The organism is Pseudomonas sp. 15C (genome assembly GCF_055484735.1).
On record NZ_JBUDGD010000013.1, the window covers coordinates 76,738 to 89,048 of the forward strand.

Annotated in this window: 6 protein-coding genes; 4 read left to right on the plus strand and 2 right to left on the minus strand. The window is 59.1% G+C overall.

Features of this window, described 5'->3' with window-relative positions; genetic code table 11:
• Positions 1-29: 29 nt before the first annotated feature.
• Positions 30-7,223, minus strand: a complete 7,194-nt coding sequence (locus ACYYKW_RS09830; protein ID WP_464990011.1) for an NEL-type E3 ubiquitin ligase domain-containing protein — start codon at positions 7,221-7,223, stop codon at positions 30-32.
• A 160-nt stretch (positions 7,224-7,383) separates the two neighbouring features.
• Here ACYYKW_RS09830 and ACYYKW_RS09835 point away from each other — a divergent pair, with 160 nt between their 5' ends.
• The 3 genes from ACYYKW_RS09835 to ACYYKW_RS09845 all read left to right on the plus strand — a co-directional run bounded on the left by ACYYKW_RS09835 (position 7,384) and on the right by ACYYKW_RS09845 (position 10,242).
• Entirely contained in the window at positions 7,384-7,602 is a 219-nt protein-coding gene (locus ACYYKW_RS09835) for a DUF2970 domain-containing protein (protein ID WP_090283214.1), read from the plus strand.
• A gap of 503 nt (positions 7,603-8,105) precedes the next feature.
• Positions 8,106-9,764 carry a nitrite/sulfite reductase gene (locus ACYYKW_RS09840; RefSeq protein ID WP_464990012.1) on the plus strand — a complete coding sequence of 553 codons (1,659 nt, stop codon included), beginning with the start codon at positions 8,106-8,108 and terminating at the stop codon, positions 9,762-9,764.
• The gene (locus ACYYKW_RS09845; RefSeq protein WP_090283212.1) at positions 9,748-10,242 is read left to right on the plus strand and encodes a DUF934 domain-containing protein; all 495 of its coding nucleotides are present in this window, start codon (positions 9,748-9,750) and stop codon (positions 10,240-10,242) included. Before ACYYKW_RS09840 ends, ACYYKW_RS09845 begins: the two co-directional genes overlap by 17 nt.
• A gap of 69 nt (positions 10,243-10,311) precedes the next feature.
• Here the strand turns inward: ACYYKW_RS09845 and sohB are convergent, their stop codons facing one another.
• On the minus strand, positions 10,312-11,343 hold the full coding sequence (sohB, locus tag ACYYKW_RS09850) for a protease SohB (RefSeq protein ID WP_208937661.1): 1,032 nt from the start codon (positions 11,341-11,343) through the stop codon (positions 10,312-10,314).
• Between the two features lie 204 nt (positions 11,344-11,547).
• On the opposite strand from sohB, the gene ACYYKW_RS09855 reads away from it, so the two are divergent.
• Positions 11,548-12,258: a histidine phosphatase family protein gene (locus tag ACYYKW_RS09855; protein WP_090283210.1), complete on the plus strand. Its 711-nt coding sequence runs from the start codon at positions 11,548-11,550 to the stop codon at positions 12,256-12,258.
• The last annotated feature ends 53 nt before the right edge of the window (positions 12,259-12,311 follow it).

Sequence of the window (12,311 nt, forward strand, 5' to 3'; positions counted from 1 at the left end):
ATGCATGTGACTGCGCCCAAATGCACCTTCTACGGTTGCGATGACGGCCCAGGCGTCGGCGACAGATGACCGGGCGATTCGGACTCACCGGCATAACTCAGCAGATCAACAATCTCCCGTCGCGTCAGTGCGATGCGCTTTTGCCGGCGCCGCGCCTCCATGGTCCTGCCCAGATCAGTGAGTTGCTGATCGTACTGTTGGGCATTGATTTCACCCCGCGCAAGCCGATCATCCAGCACGGTCCAGAGCTGCTCACGCTGCGCGTCGATTTCGACGTCGATTGCGCGTAACGCTTGCGGATAACGCTCCTGCAGATAAGCGCTCCAGTAATCGCGTTCGATCATGCTCGCCGGCAGCGCGTCAGTCTGCTCCGCTTCCAGGATTGAAGCCCGGATCTGCATCAGCCGTTCATCGCTCAGGGGCGCGTCGTACAGCATGTAGGCCGGTTGGCCGGGCAACTCGATACCGTCACCCCAGCCGCGGGTCAAACGGATGCGGTATTTAAGGCGTACCTCGGCGCGATCCATGCCTGGTGCCGCGGCTTCGGCAAGCACTTCCACCCGTTCCAGGCGAAACAACTGCCGGGACAGGCGCAACAGTGTCCGGCCCCGAAGCGCTGTTCTGTTTAACGGAATGTCGTGCAAGGTGCGATACACCGCGACGCGTACTTCCATGTCACTGAAGGTCAGAATTCGTCCATCGACACAGGTACCATGGGTTTCGGCCCCCGCGAACAACAACTGTCGCAACTCGGTATTTTCCGTGGCGGCCTGTACCACGTCCCACATTCTTCTCGTGAGATCTGCCGGTACCAAGCGGAAATCCTCGGTGTCACGCAACAGCCGCAGCAACTGGAAAAACCGCTCATGATTCGGTTCGCGAGCCAACTGCGCCCAGACCGCCCGTCGTTGTGCCGCCACTTGCGGGCTGCTGTGCTTCAGCCACGGCTCCAGCGACCTCGGCGCTACGTCGATGGCTGGATCAAAAACCTCTTCCACCGGCTCCATGACTGCATGCGGGTCATGAGCGTCAGTACTGGTTTCATTGCCGCTGGGCCCGGCGACAGCGACGGGGTCAGGCAGAACATGCGCATCGATCATGCTGTTGATGCTTCGACGTGATACGCCCAACGCGTGAGTCGATGAATGTTCGCGGGCGTAGCGGCGCAAATCCTGCAACGCGGCAAGAGACAAGTGCTGGTTTCCCGACAAGTCGGTCCCATGGATCAAAGATTCGTGCGTGCCATTGAACAGATCAACCGGGATGTCGGCGATCTCGTTGCCGCTCAGGTTCAAGTTGCGCAGCCGTGGTGCCTGCAACACGCCCACCGGCCATTCGGTCAGGCGGTTGTAACGCAGATCAAGGGTCTCGATGACGCCAAAATCGGGCGGGTTGAACACGCGAAGTTCGTTGTAGCCGATATCCAGTTGGCGAAGACGCGCACGACCAACCAACGGATAAAGGCTCGTCGCGCTGTGAAGATCACAATATTGCATGTCCAGACGTTCCAGATGACGCATCCGTAACACCGGGGCGGGCAAAGACGTCAGTGCGTTGCCACCGATATACAAGGTATTGAGAGAGGGAAAGGCATTGAGAAAACCGTCGGAGCCCTGCACGGTCATGCCCACCCCGTCAAGATCCAGCGTGGTCACCGCCGGAAGCTGTACAGCCAGCGCTGGCAAGTCACCTGTCTCACGCCCCTCGAGCTCAAGCTCCAGCCCCGGCCTGCCGGGGTTTTCGGTGAGTCCGTCGAGCCATGCATCGCGGATTCTTCGCGCCGCAAATGAACGGTTCCGTGCGTTGATCTGCAGCCGGTCCGTGCGTATCTCGCGAATGTACAGCCAGTCGTTCATCTGGCGGATCAAACCCTCACAGGACCGATGCCAGACGTCGATTTGCGCTTCGATTCGCGCCTCACTCCATCCCGTCGCCCGCCAGTCGTTCACACAAGGCTCAGCCTGTGCGTGGGGCATGATCGTGCTCAGGCGTTGCACGTTCGCCGAAGCCACAGCGTCATCGGGCAATACGGTCACCGGCTCTGGAAGCGGCAGCAGCCAATCGATGAATGACCCACCCGTTTCCGCCGGAGGAAATGGTTCCGGCACCGGTTCCGCCGCGAAGCGACGCAACGTGCCCTGCCGCAATCCACGTTGCTGCTCGACCCGCTGCAGCGCCGCATTGAATCCGGCTTCGCCGTCCGGACTGAAAAGATTACCGGTCAGATTGGTTCGCATCAGTACGTCGGGGTGGGACAGCACTGGCGGCGGCAATGCCGCGATACGATTGTCGCGTAAATCCAGCCAGGTCAATCGCCGCAGGCGTTCGGCGCCGCCGGGCCACGTTTGCAATGAGGTCGACCGCAGATTCAAGGCACGCAAGCGACTCAAAGCGCCGACATCGACGTTAACGAGCGGGTTATGGCTCAGATTCAGTCCTCTCAGACGCTGCAATCCATTGATCTGCCGCTGCACGAGCGGCGTTACCGCGATCCTGTTGCCTGAGACATCGAGGTGCGTCAACGCTGGCAACGCGTCTGCGGTGAAAGGCAGTTCGGTAAAGGTCGCACCCGTGATTTCAAGGCTTTCAACCTGACTGAACGCCCGGAGAAAGCTGCGCGCCTGTTCGAGCGGCACATCCAGCCGCGCCAGACGCAATGTACGCACGTGCGCAAAACTGCCCGTCGGCAGCGACGGCAGCTCGGTGAGCAATTCGGCGTGCGCTGACAAGGCGAGCGGCGTTTGCGCCCCAGGCAACTCAAACGTCTCGACGCTGGACGCAAGACCGTAGCGCCGGCGAATCGTGCCATGCCAACTGACTCTCAGCACATTGAGCATGTCGGCGTTGCGCCCTGTCGACCAACGCCGTTGAAGGGCCGCATAGCGTGTTCCGTGGCGCAGGGCGGGGGCGTAGAACTGAGCGAATACCGCTTCATGTTCGGCCCGAAGATCTTCAATCGCTTCAATCCGGGTTTCGGGTGTAGCCCAGGCGCCGTAGAAGGCCTCGGCCAAAGGATCGGCCACGCCTGGCCTGATCGCCATGGCGTCCAGCTCCGCAGCGCAGAACTCACGGACCATCTGATGCACATCAAGCAGATGACCAAAAGGACCGGAATATTGGCTGACATAAACGTAAGCGCGCCTGAAGGTGGCCGGGGTGACGCGCGACCAATCCAGCGACAGCCCGGCCCAGAGTTGTTCACGCCCGTGATAAAGCGACTCCGGCAAGGTTTCGATCAGTGTGTGAGTCAGGTCCAGGCGCCCAAGCCGCTCAAGCCGTTCAACGTAGGCAGGCCATCGCCACAAGGCACGCGGCGCGTCTATGCGTAGTGTGCGCAGTTGCGTCAAAGGCTCAAGATCGAGACCGTGGAGTGTGGTTGCGTCGGTACCCGAATAGTCGATGTGCAGCGTTTCCAGTGATGTAAGCGCTCTGAGTCTTGGGGCGAGGGTCTGCGCCAGTAGAGGCGCATCGGTGGAGAAGCGCAGGCGCCTCAATCGCGGCAATTGTCCGACTGCCAGTGGTAGTGTCGTCAGCGGCCGGGCCATGGATCGGCGGTGATAAACCGGCCCCGGCTCGCCAATCGACAAATCGGTGAGGTTCGGAAAAGCCGCCAGGAAGCCATCAGCATTGGCGTCCGTCACACCGATGCCCGTCAGCGACAGTTCGCGGATGTGGGCAAAGCGTGTGTTCAGCACCGGCAGCGACGTGTCGCAAACCAATGACAGCCGCGCGGTCTCGGCAATCTGTCCGGCCAAGGGAGCATTGCGCCAGGCATCTCGCAACGCCTGAGCCACGTGCGTGCGGCGCTGTGCAGTCTGGCTGTCAGTCGGGCCTGCCTGCCACTCATCAAGGCTGGTGTTGAGGGTGTCCCAATCCTGCTGACGCGTTTGCAACTCAGCGTAGATCTGCACGTCGTTACGGCCTCGTTGCTGGGCGAAGAATGCATCGGCCTGCTGCGGTTGGGGATACAACTGGGTGACTCGCGACTCCAGCGACCGATTGAATCCCCCGCCCCGCCCACTTGCATAATAGCCAAGCAACCTCGCAGCGACCCGCACCGGCGGTTTGAACCATTTGGCTTGAGGTTCCAGCAGGCGCACAGCTTCGTGTCGATGAACATGCGCGGACTCGATGATCCGGTGTTGCAGTTCGCTACCGTTGCTGCCTTCATACAAACCTAGCGTCGCACGCAGGTCATCAGGCAATGCGTACATGAGCGAACGGTAAAAGCTGTCCTCGATTCTTCGTACCCGGTTGAGCGCTACTCCATGTTCATCGAATGCCTGGTAAAAAGGCCCGTTCTTTACCAGATAGCGTTTAACCGCGGCCGTCGGTTCGCCAATGCTGTCGAGCAACGCGCCAGCGGTGCTGCCTTCGCGGATCTCCAGACGCAACGTCGACGTCCATTCCGGCAATTGCTCGAGTGCAAACAAGGCCAGCCGCCGACTCGCTGCCGAGGCAAGATTCTCACTGTGCAAGCCGGCAAAGGCGCGGACCTGGCGCCCCTGGCGGGCGTGCCAGCGGGCCTCTTCGAGCAGATTGAGAGGCGAACGTCCGGTTTTATCCATCTGGCTCAGTTGCGCGGACGTTGCATGCTCGAGCACGTCCTGCGCGGCGGCCTGGCCGAGACCGGGACACTCACGCTGCAGGATGCGCGCGCGCCCGCTCATGGGTTGGGTGCCGCTGTAAAGGCTGTCAAAAATCGCTGCCTGGCGCGTGTGCGCGTATTCCGCGAGCCGTCGCATGAACTCGTCAGGCCTTGCCGGGCGAAATTGTGCGCCTCTGCTGCCTAACAGATGCACGATTTCGTTTTCCTCCAACGCTGCGAGGATTTGTGCCGGCATCTCGCCGTTCATGACTTGTTCACGACTGAGACGTATCAGGGGTTGTCGGCCAATTTCCGCACCCGGGTTTTGCGCCCCATAGCGGATCGACTGTGCCGCCCTCTCCGACCCGGTAACGATCTCCAGCACTCGACCGGCGGGCCACCCTGGCATTTCGGGGATCAATGGCAATGCGTACAGGTACCGCTCATCGATCGCTCTTGCGCCGCGCAATTGCTCGATCATCTGCCGCGCACCGGCGTCCGCCTCGAACAAGTTCATGGCGTCGCGCAATTCGGGCGGCGGCGGCAGATGGTCCATGTGCATCTTGCGCAACGTGTTGTCACTGACACCGCTGACATCGGCCAGCATCAGCAGGGAATTATCGGAAAAACCGTCGGTTACCGGCCCCATGCGTCGTAACAGGTCCAGACGCCCCCAGGTCATGGGTTGTTCCAGTGCCAAGCGCCAAGCTCCGTGGCCGTTATGCACAAGGACTGGCCGGTAGGCATCGGGATCGGTGGGATGTTTGAGCAGCCATTGCGCAGTCGTCTCATCCTTGACCAGCTCGTAGATTTTGCCGTCTCGACGGATATACGTTTTGCCGTCGAGCGAATACTGCGCCAACGCATTGGGTTCGGATAAGGCGCCCGACGTGACGTCCTGTTCGTAACCGCTGAAGTCGGGTTTCCACAGGCGGGTTTTTCCGTTGGGCAACGTCACCGGGTGGAGGCTCTCGATGACCGGCTCAGGCTTGACTGCCGTCAGCCGGCTAAAGCCCGCCCCCCCAGCTGCCATCGCGCCCATCAGCGCAAGGTTTTCGGCAACATCGACCAAATGAGCCTTGGCCGCATGCTTGTCGCCTTCGCTCCACTCGACGACGCCTTCAATGGTTTCAAACAATAACTGACCCGCCATGACCACCATCATGGCTTCACCCAGCACGGGAACGAACATTGATACGACGTTCAGGGCCAACAGACCGAACTGCAGCAGCGCAGCGAGTTTGGCATCGCGCGCCTTGGCATCGACGTCCGCGGTTGGCACCGCGTGACTGCGAGCATCATCGAAGAGCTTGTCGCGGTGTTTTTCGTAGAGATAAGTCCAGAGGTCCTGGTTTCTACCCTTTATGTAGGCCTCCAGGTCCGGAAGCGGTTTTGCCACCACGAATGGGTCGGTATCCGGAATCGTATTCGGTACCTGGGGAGGCAACTCCCACGCGCTGACACCCGTCACTGCTTGCTCGATCGTAAGCCATGCCGACCACAGCCAATCGGACGCGGGATGGGCGGGCTTGACGAACTGGCTGAAATATTCGGCGCGCCTTTTATAAGGTAAGAACTGACTGAAAAACCGTTGATAGGCTGTCGGCGCGGTACTCTGCGGCTGCTGTGGATCCCGAGCAGACAATAGCCGTTTCAAGGTGTCTTGCATCTGCGTGCCGGTATAGCGCTTGAGCGGATGTTCGGGGTCGTTGGGCACATACAGAATCACCTCATCAAACGATGGGAATTTGTCATACATCACAAAGACAATGCAGCCAACCAGCCTGTAGCGCATCAGACTCAAGTCCTGGAATGAGACTATCTTGTTGTCCAGTCTGGGATTTCTATTGCCGTTGAGTACCGAAAGAATCATCGCGTAATCCTGCCGGCGGATGTCCTTTGTCAACAACGCTTGTTCGGCCGCCGCGTGCAGAGCGGTTTTCTGAGCAAGAATGAAATGGCGGCGCAGCTTTGCCTCTGCGTCTGGGTTGGCGGGATGGAAAAAAGAAGTCAGATAGGCTTGATACTTTGCCCCGATGTCCAGCTCCCGGCACAGGCTGAGAAAGTTCCTCACCGAGACATTGACCGGTACTGCCCTGTAGTTGCCGGGCGTGCCGGTTTCAACCGCGAAGGTTGAGCTGTTGTGAAAGGCTCCGTACTTGCATTCCTCACTTTCAAAGTTGTGCAGCGCCGCCTGCAGCATGGGCATTGTCAGGACCTCGAACGTGCCGACTTCCACGCGAGCAAGAGTCAACAGAACGGGTCGTTTCAAACACAACAGCGTCTTGTCGACATCCACTTGCACCTGAAAGCGGCTTTTCAACGCCTCCAGCAACAAAGGCCTGGCAAATGCGTCGATGTCCTTGAACGACGACATCGTTTTATCCAGTTGCACCTGCGCCTGGAAACTGTGGTTGAAGCGTTTGTGCAATACGTCGCGTTGCGCCGGTGACGCCTTTGTGTACCAGTCGGGGATGGTGCTGGTGGCCCGCTTGATTTCAGCTCTTCTGCGAGCGGGAGCATCAATCAGCCATTGCGGCAACGCGGCTTCGAGCAACGGCGCATGCACACTTTCCGCTGCCAGAGGTTTGGCCATGACTTGCGCGGTTCGGGATAGGGGGAAATCGGGTGACATACATCGCTCCTGTAGATGAAGCGGCAGCACATCATCCGCACCGACCCGTCCGGCGGTACATAGTTATCGGATAGCGAGAGAGTTGTTACGTCGTGTTCGGACCGCTGACAGGCGGTTAATTGACTATGCTGATCACGAACGACTTCGTGCAGAGGGATATATGGACGATCCAAGCGACAACAAACCGCCGACCCTGTGGCAGATGCTGCATAGCGTCATGGCCGCTGCGTTCGGAGTGCAGAGCGGCAAGAACCGCGAAAGGGACTTCACCCACGGCAAGCCTAGCCATTTCGTCATTCTGGGGGTTTTATTCACAGCCCTGTTCGGTTTGACGCTGTTTGCCATTGTCAAACTGGTGTTGCATCTGGCCGGGGTTTGAGGCCTGCATGAAAAAAATCCGGGCCGTGACAGAACGATCGAGCCTTGTAACTGGCGAACCACCTGTTACAGGCATGCGGTCAGGCCCGGAATTTCACTACTGATGGCTGACCCAGAATACCGCTGTCCCTACTACGAGAATGATCAGGAACAGGATGGCCCACGCATCGACACTGCTGTCGCTCTTTCTTGCCTTGGTCGGATTGCTCATTGCATCGCCTCTTGTCGGTTTTGTCGGTGATTGCAGAAAGACTCGACCACAGTTAAGACGAAGATTGTCCGCACGACAAATGTGGATTAGTTGACAGCGATTCTCGTTAGGCGATTTGGTTCTTTACATATACTCAAACATCACTTTTGCGCATAACTGCAAACGGGTATATTGCCCCGGCTCCGTCAGGGAGTGCGCGGCCGTGCGCGCAGAATTGCAGAGGCACAATCGGACTCCAGCAAGCGAAAACGCAGCGTTTTCCGAGTAGCCCAAAGCCTGAGAACAGGACTTATATGTACGTATACGACGAGTACGATCAGCGGATCATCGAGGACCGCGTCAAGCAGTTCCGTGATCAGACCCGACGCTATCTGGCAGGTGAGCTGAGCGAAGAAGAATTCCGCCCCCTGCGCCTGCAAAATGGCCTGTACATCCAGCGTTTCGCGCCGATGTTGCGCGTCGCCGTGCCGTACGGCCAACTGACCTCGCGTCAGGTGCGCATGATGGCCAAAATTGCCCGCGACTACGACAAGGGCTACGCCCACATCAGTACGCGGCAGAACGTGCAGTTCAACTGGCCGGCGGTGGAAGACATCCCGGACATTCTGGCTGAACTGGCCACCGTGCAGATGCACGCCATCCAGACCAGCGGCAACTGCCTGCGCAACGTCACCACCGACCAGTTCGCCGGTGTCGCCGCTGATGAAGTGATCGACCCGCGTCCATGGTGCGAAATCATTCGCCAGTGGACCACGTTCCACCCTGAATTCGCTTACCTGCCGCGCAAATTCAAGATTGCCGTCAATGGTTCAACCACTGACCGTGCCGCCATTGAAGTCCACGACATCGGCCTCGAGCCGGTGTACAACGCCGCCGGCGAACTGGGCTTCCGCGTGCTGGTTGGCGGTGGCCTCGGTCGTACGCCGGTGGTTGGCGCCTTCATCAATGAGTTTCTGCCGTGGCAGGACCTGTTGAGCTATCTCGACGCCATCCTGCGGGTCTACAACCGCTACGGCCGTCGCGACAACAAATACAAGGCGCGGATCAAGATTCTCGTCAAGGCGCTCACGCCTGAAGTGTTCGCGCAGAAAGTCGATGCGGAAATGGAGCACCTGCGCGGTGGCCAGACCACGTTGACCGAAGCTGAACTGCAGCGTGTGGCCAAGCACTTCGTTGATCCGGACTACAAGGCGCTGGTCAACCAGACCACGCAGCTGGCCGATCTGGACAAAGAGCATCCAGGTTTCGCCCGCTGGCGCAGCCGCAACACCCTGACGCACAAGAAACCGGGCTATGTCGCCGTGACCCTGTCGCTGAAGCCGACCGGCGTGGCGCCAGGCGATATCACCGACAAGCAGCTCGATGCCGTCGCCGACCTGGCCGAGCGCTACAGCTTCGGTCAATTGCGCACCTCCCACGAGCAGAACATCATTCTTGCCGATGTCGAGCAGAGCCAGTTGTTCACCCTGTGGGGCGAATTGCGCGAACAAGGTTTTGCCACGCCGAACATCGGTTTGCTGACCGACATCATCTGCTGCCCTGGCGGTGATTTCTGTTCGCTGGCCAACGCCAAGTCGATCCCGATCGCCGAATCGATCCAGCGTCGTTTCGACGACCTGGACTACCTGTTCGATATCGGTGAGCTGGACCTGAACATCTCCGGTTGCATGAACGCCTGTGGTCACCACCACGTCGGCCACATCGGCATCCTCGGCGTGGACAAGAAAGGCGAAGAGTTCTATCAGGTTTCTCTCGGTGGCAGCGCCAGCCGTGACGCGAGCCTGGGCAAGATCCTCGGCCCGTCCTTCGCTCAGGACGCCATGCCTGACGTGATCTCTAAACTGATCGACGTGTACGTTGAACAACGCACCGAAGACGAGCGCTTTATCGACACCTATCAGCGTATTGGCATCGACCTCTTCAAGGAACGCGTCTATGCAGCGAATCATTAAGAACAACGAAGTCGTCGACGAAACCTGGCACCTGCTGCCCAAGGATTTCAACATCGACGAGATCAGCAATTGCGACGATCTGATCGTTCCACTGCAACTGTGGCGCGAGCACAGCCGCATGCTCAAGGCTCGCGACGGCGGTCTGGGCGTCTGGCTGGACGCCGACGAAGAAGCCGAAGAGATCGGTGAAGTGGTCAATGAATTCCAGGTGATTGCCCTGAATTTCCCGGCTTTCACCGACGGCCGCAGCTATTCCAATGCGCGCCTGCTGCGGGATCGCTATGGTTTCAAAGGTGAATTGCGTGCGATTGGCGACGTGCTGCGCGATCAACTGTTCTACATGCATCGCTGCGGTTTCGACGCCTTTGCCATTCGTGCCGACAAAGATCCGTACGAAGCGCTGGAAGGTCTCAAGGACTTCTCGGTGACCTACCAGGCCGCGACTGACGAACCGCTGCCGCTGTTCCGTCGCCGTTAAGCCTCAGGGCTTTTGCTGCGGACATAAAAACGCCGGTCATGTGACCGGCGTTTTTTTATGCCTGCTGGATTACCAGAAACGTTGCTGCGTGAGGCGGCTCCACCAGCTCAACAGCACGCGATCGACTGAACCGCTCGCGGCCATGCCGATACGCTCCTGCAGGCTTTTACGCTCGGCGTAGTGCAGGTGATAGACCTCGGCTTTTTTCGCTCGGTCTGCCAGGTATTCGTCGCTGGTCTTCAGTTCATCGACCAGTTGCTTGTCCAGTGCCGCGATGCCGAGCCAGACTTCACCGGTTGCCACGTCATCGATCGCCAGTTGTGGGCGATAGCGGGCGACGAAGTTCTTGAACAATTGATGAGTGATATCCAGGTCTTCCTGAAACTTCTCCCGGCCCTTTTCGGTGTTTTCGCCGAACACGGTCAGGGTGCGCTTGTACTCACCGGCAGTCAGCACTTCGAAGTCGATATCGTGCTTCTTGAGCAGGCGATTGACGTTGGGCAACTGCGCAACCACCCCGATCGAGCCGAGAATCGCGAACGGCGCGCTGATGATCTTCTCGCCGATGCAGGCCATCATGTAGCCGCCGCTCGCCGCGACCTTGTCGATGCACACGGTCAACGGCACGCCGGCCTCACGGATACGCGCCAGTTGCGAGGAGGCCAGACCGTAGCTGTGCACCATGCCGCCGCCACTTTCCAGGCGCAGCACGACTTCATCCTTGGGCGTGGCAAGGGTCAGCAACGCGGTGATCTCGTGGCGCAGGCTTTCGGTGGCCGAGGCCTTGATGTCGCCATCGAAATCCAGCACGAACACCCGCGATTTCTTCTCGGGTTTGTTCTTTTGTTTCTTCTCGCCTTTCTCGGATTTCGCCTCGCTCTTGCGCAGCGCCTTGAGCTGATCCTTGTCGAGCAGCGTCTGCTCCAGACGCTCACGCAGACCTTTATAGAAATCGTTGAGCTTGCTGACCTGCAATTGCCCCGCCGACTTGCGCCGGCCCTTGCTGCGCAATGCAGCAAAACTGGCCAGCACCACCAGAATGGCGATCACCAGCGTGACAGTCTTGGCCAGAAAGCTGGCGTATTCGGTGAAAAACTCCACAGAGACTCCTTAGAACAGTGCGTGGTTTTACGGCACACGCGGGATGGCCCCAGCATACCCATGCGCCGCCTTGTCGACCAGTCGTGAAACCTTCGGCAACACCCCTGTAACGGGCATTTCAAACAAGCGTATGTTTTTTCATTGACAGCTAACCGCCATCCCCATAACCTCGCCAAACCTTCAACGTACCGGGAAGACGCGGACGTGGGCAGCATCTACTTGATTCGACATGGCCAGGCCTCCTTCGGTGCAGACGACTATGACGTGCTGTCGCCGACCGGCGTGCGCCAGGCTGAAATCCTCGGTCAGCATCTCGCTGAACTGGGCATTCGCTTCGATCGCTGCCTCGCCGGTGACCTGCGTCGCCAGCAACACACCGCCACTAGTGCACTGGAGCAATTCAGCGCCAAAGGCCTGTCGGTGCCGATCCTCGAAACCGACTCCGCGTTCAACGAATTCGATGCCGACGCGGTGATCCGCGCTCTGCTCCCGGCGATGCTGCCGGAAGAACCCGAAGCGCTCGACATCCTGCGCAACGCCGCGCAAAACCGTGGCGAGTTCCAGCGCATTTTCGCCCTGATCATCGAGCGCTGGCTGGCCGGCACCTACGACACCCCTGGCCTTGAAAGCTGGCAGGGCTTCGTCGAACGCGTACGCGCCGGGCTCCACCGGATTCTCGATCTGGCTCAAAAGCACCAGACCATCGCCGTGTTCACTTCCGGCGGCACCATTACTGCCCTGCTCCACCTCATTACGCAAATGCCTGCGAAACAGGCCTTTGAACTGAACTGGCAAATCGTCAACACCTCGCTCAACCAGCTGAAGTTCCGTGGTCGCGAGGTGGCCCTGGCTTCCTTCAACAGTCATGCACATCTGCAACTGTTGAAGGCTCCGGAACTCATCACTTTCCGCTGAGTACCGGACAACTGTGACCCTTGCTGTAACACCAGCACCATTACCCAAGAAAG

What these genes read in the sequence shown, in the direction of transcription:
- ACYYKW_RS09845 (WP_090283212.1), top strand. Translation starts at nt 9,748, where the DNA reads ATGCAGCGAATCATTAAGAACAACGAAGTCGTCGACGAAACCTGGCAC.
- ACYYKW_RS09835 (WP_090283214.1), top strand. Translation starts at nt 7,384, where the DNA reads ATGGACGATCCAAGCGACAACAAACCGCCGACCCTGTGGCAGATGCTG.
- ACYYKW_RS09840 (WP_464990012.1), top strand. Translation starts at nt 8,106, where the DNA reads ATGTACGTATACGACGAGTACGATCAGCGGATCATCGAGGACCGCGTC.
- ACYYKW_RS09830 (WP_464990011.1), bottom strand. Translation starts at nt 7,223, where the DNA reads ATGTCACCCGATTTCCCCCTATCCCGAACCGCGCAAGTCATGGCCAAA.